Below are 15,370 nucleotides of genomic sequence, written 5' to 3'. Positions count from 1 at the left end.
TCCGGTTTGCTGCTGAGTTGACGCCGAGGTGCCTACGGCGTGGCCGAGGGCGACGGGGAGGCGGTGGCGCCGTCCGTCGACTCGGTGCTCGCGGACTCGGTGCCCTCCGACTGTGTCGCGGAGTCGGCCGCGGAGTCGGTCGACTCCTCGGTCGACGACTCCGTGCCCTCGGTCGTGGCCGGGTCCGGCGTGGTCTGCGATCCCGGCGGCACGAACGTGGTGCCGTTCTTCTTAGCCTCGAAGTAGGCCTTGATGTACTCCTCGGCCGCCTTGGCGTCCTTGGTGCCCTCGCCGGGGTTCACGCCCGGGCGGACCATGGAGTAGATGAGCTCACCCGGCTGGGCGTCACCCGGCTGCATGGCCTCGAGCGCCGCGGCCGTGTACTTGCTGGACGCGTTCCAGAGGTAGAAGCCGTTGATGCCGGCGTCGGCCGCGGCCTTGATCTGGGCCTTGACCTCCGCGACGCCGTAACGCACACCGAGGGAGAAGTCCTGCAGCCACGGGACGATCGCGCAGTCCGTGCCGAGGACGAGGCGGTTGAACTCCATGACGGAGCGGTTGACGATGTCGTACGGCTGGCTGTTCGGCGAGGCGACGCTGTACTCGCCCGGGCCCCAGTGCGACGGGTAGACCATCGGCGCGATGAAGTCGAGGTGCTTCGCCATGCCGGGGATGTCCTGCGCGACCGAGACCGGCGTGAACGCCGAGATGCCGTAGACCGCGGCGCCGACGAAGGCGCCGGCCGCACGGACGCGGGGAGCCGCCTCGGCGACGAAGTCGACGATCGCGGTCATCGCGTCACGGTCGCCGATGCCCGGGTAGACCTGACCCGAGTTCTCCGGCTTGCGGATGTAGTCGAACATGATCTGGTCGAAGCCGAGCTTGGCGGCTTCCTCGGCCAGACTGATGTTGTAGTCCTTGACCTCGGAGTTGGCGAAGTTCGTGAACGACGCCCGGCCGTACTTGCCGGCGTCGTACGCGCCGCCCGAGGAGTTCTGGATGACCAGGTCCATCTTGCCGTTCTTGACGGCCCAGCCCGCGAGCTTCGGGTCGCGGAAGGCGACGATGCGGCCGGTGACGGTGCCCCCGAGGTCGTGGATCTGCTTCAGGGCGTCGGCGGCGTTGTAGCGGTCCGTCCCGGTGCCCGCGGCCTTCGCCAGCGGCACCTCGGACTGGTAGCCGACGATGCCGTCCTCGTCCTTGATGTCGAGCTGGACGTTGTCGATCTTCTTGTCCTTGAGCATCTGCAGGACGGGCTCCCGCAGGGTCGAGGACGACCACCCGAAGGCGGTGATGTGCACGGAGCGGACCGCCGGGTTGAAGACCGGGATGGACGCTGCCTGCTCGGTGACGTTGCCGGCCTCGTCGGTCGCCTTGAGGATCGCGCCGCGCGGCGGGGCCGCGAACTCCTTGGAGAACGAGCCGTCGTTGGCGAGGTCGAGCTGCTCGCCGTTGATCTCCGCGGTCTTGGCGCCCTCGACCTTGCCCTTGAGGGTGAAGGCCTGGTCCATCTTCACCGGCTCGTCCGGGATCTCGAACGTCACGACCGGCGCGACGGTGTCGATCTCGAAGGACTGCGTGGAGGTGGCGGTCCGGCCGGGGAGGCGGCCGTCCTTGGAGGCGGAGAAGGTGTGCTTGCCGTCGGCGAGGTCGGACGGGGCGCGGTAGACGATGTTGTCGCCCTCCTGCGTGCCCTGGACCTCCTGGCCGTCCAGCTTCAGGGTGACGTCGGACATCTTCGCGCCGTTGATGGTGAAGACGAGGTTCTTCGCGGCGTCAGCGTTCAGCATCCCGGTCTGGCTGGCGACCAGCTCGACCTTGGAGCCCGCACCGAGCGGCGAGGCAGCGGCCCCGACGACGAGCAGCAGGGCGGCGACACCACCGACGATGGCGACGTTGCGTCCGGTCTTGCGCTTCTTCGCCACGACCGGCCCTGCAGCCGGCACAGCCGCCGGAACCACCGGCGGCGGCACAGCCGGCGTGCCCTCTCCGCCGTCGCCGGATGCCCCCCACGGGGCGGGCGGCATGCCATCAGAGCCCGTCATATCCCCATCCACCTTTACCGAGTTGAAGCCGAAGCGGCGCGCTGATTTCCCCACCCTCGCCCGCACGGGTACGCCATGATCACCGTTAATGATCAGCGAACTGATCCTGGTCGCAAGATCACGCAGACCAAGAGTGGCAGTACCAAACGACTTTGGGGGGAAAATGCGCCCACGCGATGTAGTGGCGGCGGCTCTCGTTGCCGGATTGTTGCTTTCCGGTTGCAGCAGCGACGACGACGATCCGAACGTCGCCGAGAGCCCGGCCCCGACGGCGGGTGAGACCACCACGCCGACGCCCGACGCGACCCCGGAGCCGTCGGCCGTCGACCCGGCCTCGGTCAAGGCCAACGAGCTCGCCGCGATCCCGGTGATGATGTACCACCAGGTCAAGGCGGAGGTCTGCAGCGCCTGCGTTTACGACCAGACGCCGGCCGAGTTCAAGGCCGAGCTCGCGCGTATGCACAAGGCCGGATTCGTCCCGATCACCGTCGCGCAGATGGTGGCCGGGGAGATCGACGTCCCGGCCGGCAAGCACCCGGTGGTGCTCACCTTCGACGACTCGTCCGCGAGCCAGATTCAGATCGATGCCGACGGCAATCCGACCCCGGATTCCGCGGTCGGCGTTCTGGAGGCATTCGCGAAGGAAAATCCCGATTTCCGCGCGATGGGTTCTTTCTACGTGAACGACACCTCGTTCAACGACCCGAAGGCGCTGCCCTGGCTGGTCGAGCACGGCTACGAGGTCGGCGTCCACACGGTGACGCACGCGAACCTCAAGCAGAGCTCCGACACCACGGTGCAGAAGGAGATCGCGAACAACATCGCGGCCATCAAGGCGCAGGCGCCTGACGCGAAGGTGAACACCATCGCGCTGCCGTTCGGCATCTCGCCGAGCAACCCGCAGCTGCTCCGCTCGGGTGAGTTCGAGGGCAAGTCCTACACCCTCGACGCGGCCCTGCTGGTCGGGTCGAACCCGGCCAAGTCGGTCTTCGACGCGGACTTCGACCCGTACAAGATCGCGCGCATCCGCTCCGGCCCGAAGAACAAGCCGGTCGAGACCGACTCGACCTACTGGCTCGACCTGTTCGACCAGGGCAAGTGGGCCGCGTACACCTCCGACGGTGACCCGACCAAGATCTCGTTCCCGTCGACGTCGACGAAGAAGGTCGGCTCGAAGTGGGCCGACAAGGCGAACCCGTACGAGCCCGCGGGTGAGGGCAGCGGCTCCAGCTCGTCCCCGTCGCCCAGCGCGACCGCGAGCACGCCGCCGTCCTCCTCCCCGGAGGAGACCCCGGCAGCGACGCCCACGTCCACCTCGTGACGTCTGGCTGACGGACCGTCAGCAACTGCGCCGCTCACCTCGGCCCGATCCCCGTTCGCGGGGGTCGGGCCGAGGCCGTCTCCCGGTCCTCCCCGCCCCGTCCCCTCTGCTCTGCGGGATGACGTCCCGCAGCGCCCCCTGTCAGCCCGGGGGCGGGCTGACACCGGCACCGTGCGGGACGTCATCCCGCAGGGGTGGGGTGTCGGCCCGGGGGCGGGCTGACAGGGGCACCGTGCGGGACGTCATCCCGCAGGAGGAACGAGCGAGAGGGGCCCGCACCGGACGGTGCGGGGCCCTCTCGACGATCTGGCGACTCGTGGATCTGGGGACTCGACGATCTGAGGAGGACTACTCCTTGGGGCGGGTGCCGATCAGGATGTCGTCCCAGCTCGGGACCCGGGCGCGGCGACGGCCGCCGGAGCGGGTCGGGGTCGGGGCGGGGGCCTCGTCCGCGGACGCGTCGTGGGTCCCGGTGCGCCGGACGGGCATCGCCTCGGCCGGGGTCGGCGGCGGGTCCATCGGCAGCGTCGGGGTGTCGATGATCGACCGACGCGGGGCCGCCTCGACCGCGGGGGCCGGAGCCGGCGCGGGTTCCGGGGTCGGCTCCGGAGCGGCCTTGGCCGCCGGGGCGACCGGAGCGGCCGCCGGGAGCGGCGGGACCACGGGCGGAGCGGGCGGCGGGGGAGTGACCACCGTCGCCGGGCGCGGGGCCGGGGGCGGAGCGGGGGTCGGCTCGGGGCGGCGCGCTACGACGTCCGGCGGACGGCGGTTCAGCGTCGGGTCCGGGCGACGCATCGCCGTCGGGGCGACCTTCTCCTCGGCCTCGAGTTCGACGTCCTCGTCGTCCTCGACCTCGGCGACGGGTTCGGCGCTGCGCAGCGGGACCGGCGCCGCGATCCGGGGCCGGAACGGCTCGCGAGCGGGGTGCTCCTCGAGCTCGCCGGTGAGGAAGCGGGCCTGGTCGTTCTCCGCGACGACCGTGCGGGCGCGCGGGTCGAACAGGAACGTCGCCTGCTGCGTCAGCGCGTCGTGGTCGTAGCTGACCTGCACCAACCAGCGGCCGTCGTCGCGACGCCACGAGTCCCAGTTCAGGTCGGTCGGCGCGAGGCCGATGAGCTGCAGCTGGGTCGGCACCGACTCGGCGAGGGTGTTCGGGCGCAGCTCGGCCTGGCCGGGGCGGCGCACCGAGGCGCGCTGCGACATCTGTGCCATGTGCTCGCGCTCGGCGAGGACGGGTCCCTCGAACCGGCGCACGCGGTCGACGTGGACGCCGGCCGCGGCCGCGACCTGCTCCGCCGACTCGCCGGCCCGGATACGTGCCTGGATCTCGCGCGGTCGCAGCTGGCCGACGCCGGCGTCGAGCTGTGACAGGAGGGTCTTGTCACCGCGAATCGCGGCGCGCAGGCGCTCGTCGATGGGCACTACGAACTTCTCGCCGTCCGGCGAACGGAGCACCAGATGGGTGCCGCGTTCATTCGCCGCGACGAGACGGAGATCCTGCATGACCGAAGTCCTCCTGCTGCCGACGGCACCTGAGGTCGGTTACGAGTTTGTCCGTTCGAGCGGCCAAAGCCGTGGAGGCGCGCCCGTGAGTCAGGGCACTGTGCCGGGAACTACTCCGATCGGGTGAACGCCGGGCCCCCGACGCAGCCGTGGCGCCCCCGCGGCGGCCAGGGTGGCGGCGCTCAGGGCCGCCACCGTGGCGGCCCAGAACGCGTCCGCCGGCCCGACGTGCTCGGCCAGCCAGCCCGCCGCGGCGGATCCCGTCATCAGGCCGACGGACAGCCCGGTCGTCGCCCAGGCGAAGCCCTCGGTCAGCCGCGCGGGCGGGGCGAGGGACCGGACCAGCCCCATGCCGCTGATCAGCGTCGGAGAGATGGGGACCCCGGCCAGGACGATCAGCCCGGCCAGGACGCCCAGGGACGGCACGAACGGCATCGCGAGCGCCGAGGCGCCGATGCCGACCGCTCCGGCCAGGAACCCCTGCCACGGCGGCGCGTGCCGGCGGGCGGCGCCGAACACGACCCCGGCCACCAGGCTGCCCAGCGCGTAGAGCGCCAGGAGGCCGCCGGCGGCCCCGCGGGCGCCCGCGTCGCCGCGATCGGGCCGACGACGAAGATCACCTCGTCGACGACCGACTCGAAGGAGAAAGCGGTGTGGAGCCGGGCCGCGCCGGTCGGAGCCTGCGCCGGGTCGGACCCGCCGAGCAGTGTCGTCCACCGCGCCCGGACCAGACCGCCGATGCTCGGCATCGTCATCCCGGTGAGCAGGGACAGCGCGACCAGCACGGCTCCCGGCGCCTCGTTGGTCCCGGCGAGGATCAACGCGCCGAGCGCGACGGCCTGCGCGGCCGCCGCCGGACGCAGCACCGCGGCCTGTCCGTACCCGTCGACCAGGCGGGCCAGGCGGGGCCCCGCGACGACGAAACCCAGGTTCACCGCGCCGGCCGCGGCGCCGGCCAGCGCGTAGGAGCGGCCGGTCCCGGAGACCAGCAGAACGACCCCCAGGGTGAGCATCGAGATCGGCAGGCGGGCGAGGAAGCCGGCCAGGCTGAACCGCAGTGCCCCGGGTTGCGTGAGCACGTCGCGGTAGGGGGTCAGCACTTTGACAGGATGACCGACATGAGCGCCGGTCCTTTTGATGCCTTCCTGCTGGTGTCGTTCGGGGGACCCGAGGGCCCCGACGACGTCATGCCCTTCCTGCAGAACGTGACGCGCGGCAAGGACGTCCCGCCCGAGCGCCTCGCCGAGGTCGCGGAGCACTACCACCGCTTCGGCGGGGTCAGCCCGATCAACGGGCACTGCCGCGAGCTGCTGGGTGCCCTCGAGGCCGACTTCGCGGTCAACGGGATCGACCTGCCCATCTACTGGGGCAACCGCAACTGGAACCCGTCGCTGCGCGACGCGATCGCCCAGATGGCCGACGACGGCCGCCGCCGGGCGCTGGTCCTGCTGACCTCGGCGTACGCCTCGTACCCGGGCTGCCGGCAGTACCGCGAGGACATCTTCGCGGCGAAGGCCGGCATCCCGAAGGCGCCGAACTTCGCGCGCATCCGGCACTACTTCAACCACCCGGGCTTCGTGAAGCCGATGGTCGCCAACACCGTCGCTGCGCTCGAGCAGCTGCCGGCCGACCAGCGCGAGTCCGCGACGATCCTGTTCACCACGCACTCGATCCCGATGGCGATGGCGTACAGCGCGGGCCCCGAGGGCGGGCTCTACGTGCGGCAGCACGAGGACGTCGCGGCCGTGGTCGCCGCGGGCGTGCAGGAGGCGACCGGGATCGAGCGGCCCTACGAGCTCGTCTTCCAGTCGCGCTCCGGCCCGCCGCAGGTCCCGTGGCTGGAGCCGGACATCGGCGACCGCCTCACCGCCCTGTCCCAGGTCGGCACCACCGCGGTGGTCGTCGTCCCGATCGGGTTCATCTCCGACCACATGGAGGTCGTGTACGACCTCGACGTCGAGCTCAAGGAGCAGGCCGACAAGCTCGGGGTGGCGTTCGCCCGCGCCGGGACGGTCGGGGCGGCGCCGGAGTTCGTCGCCGCGATCCGTGAGCTCGTGCTCGAACGCGCCAACAGCGTCATGCCGGACCAGCGGCCGGCGCTCGGCGAGCTCGGCGCGTCCTACGACCTGTGCCCGCCGGGGTGCTGCCCGAACCCGAAGGGACCCCGGCCCGCGGTCGCGGGGCGGGACTGAGCGTGCCGGCATCGCCCACGGAGCTCCCCACACAGGAACTGCTCGAGGTCGCCCTACTGGTGGCCCGGGAGGCGGGCACCCTGCTCGCCTCCGGGCGTCCGAGCGGGCCGCTGCGGGTGACGTCGAAGTCGACGCCGACCGACGTGGTCACCGAGATGGACCACGCCGCGGAGGCGCTGATCACCGAGACCCTGGCCCGGCTGCGGCCGGCCGACGGGATGCTCGGTGAGGAGGGCACGGACCACCCCGGGACCTCCGGGGTGCGCTGGGTGGTCGACCCGCTCGACGGGACCGTCAACTACCTCTACGACCTGGGTGGCTGGGCGGTCAGCCTCGCCGCCGAGGTCGCGGGGGAGTCGGTGGTCGGGGTCGTGCACGTCCCGGCGGCGGGGGAGACGTTCGCCGCCGTCCGGGGTCAGGGCGCGACCTGCAACGGCCGGCCGCTGCGCGTGAACCCGGCCCCGCCGCTGGACCGCGCGCTCGTGGCCACCGGATTCGGCTACGACCCGCGGCGTCGGGCGCACCAGGCGGAGGTCCTGCGGCACGTGCTGCCCGCCGTCCGGGACATCCGCCGCCACGGCGCGTGCGCCGTCGACCTGTGCGCGCTCGCCGCCGGGCGGGTGGACGCCTACTTCGAGCGGGGCGTCAACCCGTGGGACTTCGCCGCGGGCGGGCTGATCGCGGCGGAGGCCGGCGCCCGCGTGGCGGGCCTCGCCGGCGAGGCACCCTCCTCGCGGTTCCTGCTGGCCGCACCGCCGGAATTATTCGACCCGCTGGAGGCGTTGTTGCTCGCCGCCGGAGCGGGTCACGAGACGGGCTTGACGGACCCCGTCGCCACCCCCGCCCTGCCTTAAGGCACAATTCCCGCCCCGGGCAGGCATACTGCGGTCCCGCCAATCAGCACGAGGAGACCCGGACCTACATGGCGACTGATTACGACGCCCCCCGCAAGACGGACGACGAGCTCGGCGAGGACAGCATCGAGGAGCTCAAGTCCCGGCGGGTGGACAAGGGCGCCAGCACGGTGGATGTCGACGAGGCCGACCTCGCCGAGTCCCTCGAACTGCCCGGCGCCGACCTCTCCGGTGAGGAGCTCAGCGTCCGCGTGCTCCCGCGGCAGGCCGACGAGTTCACCTGCTCGTCCTGCTTCCTGGTGCACCACCGCAGCCAGCTCGCGAGCGAGAAGAACGGCCAGTTCATCTGCCGCGACTGCGCCTGACGCACGCCGGGCGCACGTCTGGCGCACGTCAGGTTCACTGCGGGGCGCACCCTGGGAGCGCACTCAGAAACGGTGATCATGATGTGCGGCCATGACGTTCCTCTGCCGAGTTCGTCCGGCTTCCTACGCGCTCGCCGGGATCGTCACGGCGACCGCGGTCGCCACGGCCGGGCTCCCGGACTCCGCTGACGCCGTCGCCGCGGCGCCGGCCCCGGCGCCGGACCCGCTGTCCTCGCTGATCGGGAATCTGGCGCCCACGCCCGACCCGGCGCCCACGCCGCCCCGGGCGGCGGAGACGCCGCGGGTCTCCCACGAACCCGCCCTGCCGCTCGGCCGGGCGGGCCTGGCCGAGCGCCGCACGACCAAGACACTCGCGCCCGGCGTCACCCTGACCGTCATCCACCGCGGCACGGGGAAGGCCAAGCGCAAGCGCTGGGCCTCGACGTCCACGGGGCCGTGGGTGGTCAACGTTCTGACCATCGACCCGGACCGGGCCGACGGGCGCCTGCAGCGCACCTACGGCAGGACGCTCGCGGACCCGGACCGCACCACCGCCCTCGCGCGCCGGGCCAGCGCGCTCGTCGGGGTCAACGGTTCGTTCTTCTCCCTGCAGGCGGACAAGCGCTACCGCGGCCTGCCGCAGGGGCTGACGATCTCGGACGGCCGGGTGCTCTCGAAGCCGACCGGGACCTCGCAGGAGGTCACGCTCGCCCTCGACTCCGAGCAGAACGCGCTGCGCATCGGCCGCTTCGACTGGACCGGCAAGGTCCGCTCCCGCGCCGGAGCGGGCGTCCTGACCCTGAACCGGGTGAACAGCCCGCCGAACGTGCCGAAGGGCTGCGCCAAGCACGCGGCGGCGCGCAAGCAGCGGTGTGCGGACTCGGGTCAGCTCGCCGAGTTCACCCGCGACTTCGCCGGCCGCACGCCCACGGGACCGGGCGTCGAGGTCGTGCTCGACCGCGCGGGCTGTCCCGTGCGGATCCTCGGGCACCGCGGCGTCCGGCTCACGGGCGCACAGACGTCCCTGCAGGGCACCGGCGCGACCGCCCTGCGGCTGCGCCGCGTGGCGCGGGCCGGCTGTCTCGACGTCGAGCAGACCGTCGTCAACCGCCCGGACGGCCGGCGGCTGCCGCTGCGCGACGGCGTCTCCGCCGTGACCGGCCGGTACCGCCTGGTCCGCGACGGCCAGGCGATCCTGCACCGGCGCGACAGCAGCCTGTTCGGGCGCAACCCGCGCACGATCGCCGGCACCGACGCCGCGGGCCGCCTGATGTTCGTCACGATCGACGGCCGACAGCCCCGCAGCGTCGGGGCGACGCTGTGGGAGGCGGCGCGTGTGGCCCAGGCGCTCGGCATGCACCAGGCGCTCAACCTCGACGGCGGCGGCTCGACCACCATGGCCGTGCGCGGGAAGGTCGTGAACCGCCCCGTCGGTTCCGAGCGCGCCGTCGCCGACGCCCTGGTCTGGCTGGCGGCGAAGGACTGACCCGCGGCGGCCCGCGTCAGCTCGTGGTGAGGCCGGGCGGCAGCTGGCCGGTGGCCGCCCGCCACGACGAGGCGGCCTTGCGGGTGATGAGCAGGCGCACCGCGCCCGCGACCGCGCCGGTGAGCATCGCCCAGGCCAGGGCCTGCGCCCAGGTGGTGTCGGGGTTCTCGGGGTGCTCCGGGGGAGCGCCGCCGGTGGCGGCCTTCCAGACCCCGGCCACCGCCTTCCGGGTCACGAAGGTGGCGGCGACCGCGCCCCCCGTGGCGACCGCCTTCCAGGCCACGTTGTTGCTCTCTGCCACGCCGCACTCCGCTCTCGCTCGGCCGATCTCCCGGCTGCGCGGGCAAGCCTGCCAGAGGCGGGTAGTGTCGGGCACCGTGACCGCTGACCTGCAGGGAGCCCTGTCCGTGGGCGAGCGGGTCGACGTTCTCGTCCAGCGCCTCGACCCCGAGCTGCCCGTCCCCTCGTACGCCCACCCGGGCGACGCCGGGGCGGACATCTGCACGGCCGTCGACGTCGTGCTCGCCCCCGGCGAGCGTGCGAAGGTTCCCACCGGCCTGGCGATCGCGCTGCCGGCCGGGTACGCCGCGTTCGTGCACCCGCGGTCCGGGCTCGCCGCCCGGTTCGGCGTCGGCATCGTGAACGCGCCGGGGACGGTCGACGCGGGGTACCGCGGCGAGATTCAGGTCATTCTGGTCAATCACGACCCCGAGCAGCCGGTCGTGCTGCGCCGGGGCGACCGGATCGCCCAGTTGGTCATCCAGCGGGTCGAGCTCGCGCGGTTCCACGAGGTGGAGTCGCTGCCGGGTTCGGCCCGGGGCACCGGCGGGCACGGATCCACCGGCGGCTTTTCCGCGCGCGAGTCGACCGCGCGCGAGAATGGCCCCATCGACGAGGGGAACTGAACGTGGCTTTCCGACGCCGCAAGAAGGGCGAGCCCGAGGCGGGCGCCGAGCTGGACTCGTACACCGAGTCCGACGGGGCCGGCAGTGAGGCCGGTGCCGACGCTGGTGCCGACGCCGGTGCCGACGCCGAGCTCGAGGCCGACCCGGGTGAGGTCGACGAGGTGCTCGCCGCGCTGGGCGACACCTCCGCCGCGGACGCGGACCAGAGCCCGTCCTGGCCGGTGGGCACGATCCGCGAGCGGGACGGCGGTCCGTGGGACGCGGACAGCGCCCCCGAGGACAAGATCGAGCGCGTCGACCTCGGCGGGGTCCGCATCCCGATCCTCAACGGCATGGAGCTGCGGGCGGAGCTCGCGGAGGACCAGGTCGTCGCGGTGACGCTGATCATCGAGCGCAGCGCGCTGCAGATCCAGCCGTTCGCCGCCCCGCGCACCATGGGCATCTGGGACGAGGTCCGCGGGGAGATCGCCGAGGGGATCATCGCCTCGGGCGGCCGGTCCACCGAGGAGGAGGGCCGGTTCGGCACCGAGCTCGTCGCCGAGGTCGGCGTCGCCCTGCCCGACGGCTCGACCGGTCTGCAGACCGCGCGCTTCCTCGGCGTCGACGGGCCGCGCTGGTTCCTCCGCGCCGTGATCACCGGGGAGGCCGCCACCGACGCCTCGCTGCGGCGTCCGCTCGAGGACCTCCTCGCCGACGTGGTCGTCGTCCGCGGTCAGGACGCCATGGCCCCGCGCGACCCGATCCCGCTGCAGCTCCCGCAGGAGGTCGAGATCGGCGAGCACGGCGAGCAGTTCCTCGACGAGGACGACGACGAGGGCGACGAGGACGGCGCGCGCCGGACCGACGACCTCAAGCCGTTCGAGCGCGGGCCGGAGATCACCGAGGTCCGCTGATGACCACCGACGCGCCGGCCAAGGGCCTGCTCAAGCGCATGATCGGGCGGATCACGGCCCCGACCCACGAGGTCGAGGCGCGTGAACTGCAGGAGGACGTCGCCGACGCCGGCGGCACCCCGATCCAGCAGTGCTGCGAGCGGGAGATCATGACGATGTGCGGCACGCTGCGGACCGTCACGCTCCGCCCCCGCGCCGGCGTCCCCGCCCTGGAGGCGGAGCTCTACGACGGGTCGGGCACGGTCTCGCTGGTGTGGCTCGGCCGGCGGCAGATCGCCGGCGTCGAACCCGGCCGCGGCATGAAGGTGACCGGCCGGGTCGCGATGGTCGAGGGCCGTCCCGTGGTCTACAACCCCCGCTACGAGCTCCGGCCCGGCGTCGGGTGACCGATGAGCCGGTGACGGGGGAGCGTCCCCCGAACGTCGAGACCGTCGAGGAACTCGTCCGCAAGCAGCTCTCCACCGCCCTCGGCGGACCGCGCGGCGTGCTCGAGGCCGCGATCCCGACCGCGGCGTTCACGCTCGCCTACGTCGTCACCGACGAACTCAAGTTGTCGCTGGCGATCGCCGCCGGTCTGGCGGCGGCCGCGCTGGTCGTGCGGCTGATCCAGCGCAGCACCGTCCAGTTCGTGCTCAACGCCGCGTTCGGCATCGCGATCGGCGCGGCCTTCGCGCTGCGGGCCGACCGGGGCGGGGACGGCGACGACGGCGCGCTCGCGTACTTCCTGCCGGGGATCCTCTACAACACCGGCTACGCCGCGGTGCTGCTGCTGACGGTGCTGATCCGCTGGCCGCTGATCGGCTTCATGGTCGGCGCGGTCACCGGCGACCCGACCGGGTGGCGCTCCGACCCGGCGATGGTCAAGCTCTGCAGCCGTCTGACGCTGCTGCTGGCCGCGCCGTGCATCCTGCGCGTCCTCGTGCAGTACCCGCTCTACGAGGCGGGCGAGGTGGGCCTGCTGGGCACGGCGAAGGTCGTCATGGGCTGGCCGCTGCAGGTGGCCGCGCTGCTCGCCATGGCCGGCCTGCTCGCGAAGGGCCGCACGCCGCTGGTCGATCCGCCGCTGGTCGATCCGCCGGCCGGCACCTGACTCAGTCGTCGTGCGGGGACAGCAGGTTCTGCAGACGGCGCTCCTGGTCCGCGGAGGCGACGAACAGCAGCTCGTCGAGGGCCTCCAGCGGGTCGTCCCGGGAGGGGACGAGGACGCGGTTCTGCCGGATGATCGCGACCAGCGCGGTGTCGGTCGGCCACGGCACGTCGCCGACGCGGTTGCCGATCTGCGGTGAGTCCTCGGGGAGCGTCAGCTCGACGAGGTTGGCCTGGCCCTGCTTGAACGAGAACAGGCGGACCAGGTCGCCGACGGTCACGGCCTCCTCGACCAGCGCCGAGAGCAGACGCGGCGTCGACACCGCGACGTCGACGCCCCACGACTCGTTGAACAGCGACTCGTTGCCGGGGTGGTTCACGCGGGCCACGACGCGGGGCACCGCGAACTCGGTCTTGGCCAGCAGGGACACGACGAGGTTCACCTTGTCGTCACCGGTGGCGCAGATGACGACGTCGCACCGCTGCAGCTGGGCCTCCTGCAGCGAGGACATCTCGCAGGCGTCGGCCAGCAGCCACTCGGCGTCGGGCACGCGCTCGACCTTGATGGCGGACGGGCTCTTGTCGACGAGCAGGACCTCGTGGCCGTTGCCCAGCAGCTCACGGGCGATGGAGCGGCCGACGGCGCCGGCCCCGGCGATGGCGACGCGCATCAGTGCACCTCCGGCGCCGCACCGAACACGGCCTCCGCGGCGTCCGCCGAGTCGTCGCGGAGCAGCACGTGCACGAGGTCGCCCTCCTGCAGGACCGTCTCGGCGGTCGGGAGGAAGCCTTCGCCCAGACGGGTCAGGAAGGCGATGCGGGCGCCGGACGCCGCTTCCAGCTTGGTCAGGGGCAGCCCGATCCAGCCCGGGTGGACGCTGACCTGCGCGAGGGCCACGCAGCCGCTCGGATCGCGCCAGACGGGCTCCGAGCCGGGCGGCAGGAGTTTGCGCAGGATCTGGTCCGCGGTCCAGCTCACGGTCGCGACGGTCGGGATGCCGAGCCGCTCGTAGACCTCGGCGCGAGCCGGGTCGTAGATGCGGGCGACGACGTTCTCGACGCCGAACTGCTCGCGCGCCATGCGTGCGGAGATGATGTTGGAGTTGTCGCCGCTGGAGACCGCGGCGAAGCCGCCGGCCTGCTCGATGCCGGCCTCGAGCAGCGTCTCCTGGTCGAAGCCCACCCCGGTGACGCGACGACCGGAGAACCCGGTCCCGAGCCGGCGGAACGCGTCGGACTCCTGATCGACGACGGCCACGTCGTGGCCCTTCGCCTCCAGGGCGAGCGCGAGCGTCGACCCGACACGTCCGCAACCCATGATCACGATGTGCACGTGGCGAAGTCCTCCTCGGCCAGCCTCCTGGCGTCCCGCACGGACGCTACACGCCTGCACCACTAGTCTCGGCTCCGCCATGGCCCCTTCCTCCTCACCCTCCGAACGGCCGCGCCGACCAGACCGCCGGAGGAGCCGCCGGGGCGGTGACCGCTCCGGCAGCCGGGGCGCCGCGCGGCCGAGCCGCTCCGGGCCGGGGAGCCTGGCGGGGACCGAGTACGAGGTGGAGGTCGGGCCCGTCGCGCACGGCGGCTTCTGCGTCGCCCGCCACGAGGGGCGGGTCGTGTTCGTACGGCACGCGCTGCCCGGCGAGCGGGTGCGCGTGCGCGTCACCGAGGGGCGCCCGAGTGACCGTTTCCTGCGCGCGGACGCGGTGGAGGTGCTGACCGCCTCACCCGACCGCGTCGTCCCGCCCTGCCCGTACGCGGGCCCGGGGCGCTGCGGGGGTTGCGACTGGCAGCACGCGACGCCCGCGGCCCAGCGGGCGCTCAAGGGCGCCGTCCTGGCCGAGCAGCTGCGCCGCCTCGCCGGGCTGGACCTGGAGCCCGTCGTCGAGGCGGTCCCGGGAGCCGGCGACGGCTCGGGCTGGCGGACGCGCGTCCGGTTCGCGGTCGATCCGGCCGGGCGGGCCGGGTTCCGGCGCCACCGCTCGCACGACGTCGAGCCCGTCGACGCCTGCCTGATCGCGGCCCCGGCGGTGAACGCCTCCGGCGTGCTGACCGCCGCGTGGCCGCCGGGGGCGGAGGTCGCCGTGACGGTGCCGGCGGCGGGCACCGGGGACGTCGTGGTCTCGCCGGCGGCCGACCAGCGCGTGCTCGAGTCCGTCGACGGGAGGGAGTTCTCCGTCCCGGCCGACGGGTTCTGGCAGGTGCACCCGGCCGCGGCGAGCGTGCTGACGGCGGCGGTGGCCGAGGCGCTCGCGCCGCGCCCGGGCGAGACGATGCTCGACCTGTACGCCGGATCCGGCCTGTTCGCCGGGATGCTCGCCCCCGCTGTCGCGCCCGGGTCCGTCGTCGCCGTCGAGTCCGACGCGGCCGCCGTCGCCGCCGCGCGCGACAACCTCGCCGACGTCCCCGGGGCGCGGGTCGTCGAGGCCGGCGTGGACGCGGCGGTGCTCGCGGAGGTCGGCCCCGCGGACCTGGTCGTGCTCGACCCGCCGCGCACCGGCGCCGGCCGCGAGGTGGTCGACGGCGTCGCGGCGCTGGCGCCCCGGCGCATCGCCTACGTCGCGTGCGACCCCGCCGCGCTGGCCCGCGACCTCGCGTACTTCGCCGAGCGCGGGTACGTCCTCGCCGGGCTGCAGGCGTTCGACCTGTTCCCGCACACGCACCACCTCGAAGCGGTGGCGACGCTCGAACCGGCAGAGGCACAAGGCACCTGACGGAAC

General features: G+C 73.2%; 16 protein-coding genes. 10 read left to right on the top strand and 6 right to left on the bottom strand.

Annotation, left to right across the window (positions count from 1 at the left end; all coding sequences use genetic code 11):
• Positions 1 to 32: 32 nt before the first annotated feature.
• Complete coding sequence (locus ABD401_RS16735; protein WP_344606763.1) at positions 33 to 1,946, bottom strand: putative glycoside hydrolase; 1,914 nt, start codon at positions 1,944 to 1,946, stop codon at positions 33 to 35.
• Between the two features lie 304 nt (positions 1,947 to 2,250).
• Between ABD401_RS16735 and ABD401_RS16730 the strand changes: the two genes are divergently transcribed.
• Positions 2,251 to 3,366, top strand: a complete 1,116-nt coding sequence (locus ABD401_RS16730) for a polysaccharide deacetylase family protein (RefSeq protein WP_344606761.1) — start codon at positions 2,251 to 2,253, stop codon at positions 3,364 to 3,366.
• A gap of 348 nt (positions 3,367 to 3,714) precedes the next feature.
• Here the strand turns inward: ABD401_RS16730 and sepH are convergent, their stop codons facing one another.
• Together sepH and ABD401_RS16720 are read right to left on the bottom strand one after the other, a co-directional pair.
• Positions 3,715 to 4,869 (bottom strand): septation protein SepH, encoded by a 1,155-nt coding sequence (gene sepH, locus ABD401_RS16725; RefSeq protein WP_344606759.1) that lies wholly within the window; start codon positions 4,867 to 4,869, stop codon positions 3,715 to 3,717.
• Between the two features lie 90 nt (positions 4,870 to 4,959).
• The gene (locus ABD401_RS16720; RefSeq protein ID WP_344606757.1) at positions 4,960 to 5,388 is read right to left on the bottom strand and encodes an MFS transporter; all 429 of its coding nucleotides are present in this window, start codon (positions 5,386 to 5,388) and stop codon (positions 4,960 to 4,962) included.
• Between the two features lie 599 nt (positions 5,389 to 5,987).
• Here ABD401_RS16720 and ABD401_RS16715 point away from each other — a divergent pair.
• The 4 genes from ABD401_RS16715 to ABD401_RS16700 all read left to right on the top strand — a co-directional run bounded on the left by ABD401_RS16715 (position 5,988) and on the right by ABD401_RS16700 (position 9,766).
• Positions 5,988 to 7,061, top strand: coding sequence for a ferrochelatase (locus tag ABD401_RS16715; protein ID WP_344606783.1), 1,074 nt, complete (start codon positions 5,988 to 5,990; stop codon positions 7,059 to 7,061).
• Complete coding sequence (locus tag ABD401_RS16710; protein ID WP_344606781.1) at positions 7,058 to 7,915, top strand: inositol monophosphatase family protein; 858 nt, start codon at positions 7,058 to 7,060, stop codon at positions 7,913 to 7,915. Before ABD401_RS16715 ends, ABD401_RS16710 begins: the two co-directional genes overlap by 4 nt.
• A 68-nt stretch (positions 7,916 to 7,983) precedes the next feature.
• Positions 7,984 to 8,280, top strand: coding sequence for a DUF4193 domain-containing protein (locus ABD401_RS16705; protein WP_344606755.1), 297 nt, complete (start codon positions 7,984 to 7,986; stop codon positions 8,278 to 8,280).
• Positions 8,281 to 8,371: 91 nt separating this feature from the next.
• On the top strand, positions 8,372 to 9,766 hold the full coding sequence (locus tag ABD401_RS16700) for a phosphodiester glycosidase family protein (RefSeq protein WP_344606753.1): 1,395 nt from the start codon (positions 8,372 to 8,374) through the stop codon (positions 9,764 to 9,766).
• A 16-nt stretch (positions 9,767 to 9,782) separates the two neighbouring features.
• Here the strand turns inward: ABD401_RS16700 and ABD401_RS16695 are convergent, their stop codons facing one another.
• The gene (locus ABD401_RS16695) at positions 9,783 to 10,067 is read right to left on the bottom strand and encodes a DUF4235 domain-containing protein (protein WP_344606752.1); all 285 of its coding nucleotides are present in this window, start codon (positions 10,065 to 10,067) and stop codon (positions 9,783 to 9,785) included.
• A gap of 76 nt (positions 10,068 to 10,143) precedes the next feature.
• Here ABD401_RS16695 and dut point away from each other — a divergent pair, with 76 nt between their 5' ends.
• From dut to ABD401_RS16675, 4 genes are read left to right on the top strand one after another with little or no spacing between them, the layout of a single operon-like run.
• A complete protein-coding gene (gene dut / locus ABD401_RS16690; RefSeq protein WP_344606750.1) occupies positions 10,144 to 10,671 on the top strand; it encodes a dUTP diphosphatase in 528 nt (175 codons plus the stop codon).
• A 2-nt stretch (positions 10,672 to 10,673) separates the two neighbouring features.
• Complete coding sequence (locus ABD401_RS16685) at positions 10,674 to 11,564, top strand: DUF3710 domain-containing protein (RefSeq protein ID WP_344606748.1); 891 nt, start codon at positions 10,674 to 10,676, stop codon at positions 11,562 to 11,564.
• Positions 11,564 to 11,950: an OB-fold nucleic acid binding domain-containing protein gene (locus ABD401_RS16680; protein ID WP_344606746.1), complete on the top strand. Its 387-nt coding sequence runs from the start codon at positions 11,564 to 11,566 to the stop codon at positions 11,948 to 11,950. Before ABD401_RS16685 ends, ABD401_RS16680 begins: the two co-directional genes overlap by 1 nt.
• Positions 11,951 to 11,961: 11 nt before the next feature.
• Entirely contained in the window at positions 11,962 to 12,654 is a 693-nt protein-coding gene (locus ABD401_RS16675; RefSeq protein ID WP_344606744.1) for a DUF3159 domain-containing protein, read from the top strand.
• A 1-nt stretch (position 12,655) separates the two neighbouring features.
• Here the strand turns inward: ABD401_RS16675 and ABD401_RS16670 are convergent, their stop codons facing one another.
• Both ABD401_RS16670 and ABD401_RS16665 read right to left on the bottom strand, forming a co-directional pair.
• Positions 12,656 to 13,321, bottom strand: coding sequence for a potassium channel family protein (locus ABD401_RS16670; protein ID WP_344606742.1), 666 nt, complete (start codon positions 13,319 to 13,321; stop codon positions 12,656 to 12,658).
• On the bottom strand, positions 13,321 to 13,983 hold the full coding sequence (locus ABD401_RS16665) for a potassium channel family protein (RefSeq protein WP_344606740.1): 663 nt from the start codon (positions 13,981 to 13,983) through the stop codon (positions 13,321 to 13,323). The genes ABD401_RS16670 and ABD401_RS16665 overlap by 1 nt, the downstream gene beginning before the upstream one ends.
• A 79-nt stretch (positions 13,984 to 14,062) precedes the next feature.
• On the opposite strand from ABD401_RS16665, the gene ABD401_RS16660 reads away from it, so the two are divergent.
• On the top strand, positions 14,063 to 15,364 hold the full coding sequence (locus ABD401_RS16660; protein WP_425566183.1) for a class I SAM-dependent RNA methyltransferase: 1,302 nt from the start codon (positions 14,063 to 14,065) through the stop codon (positions 15,362 to 15,364).
• Positions 15,365 to 15,370 lie beyond the last annotated feature (6 nt).

Source organism: Sporichthya brevicatena (genome assembly GCF_039525035.1).
Classification (GTDB): Bacteria; Actinomycetota; Actinomycetes; order Sporichthyales; family Sporichthyaceae; genus Sporichthya; species Sporichthya brevicatena.
The sequence above is the reverse complement of the archived record's forward strand: the minus strand, read 5'-3'. Positions and strand labels throughout refer to the sequence as shown.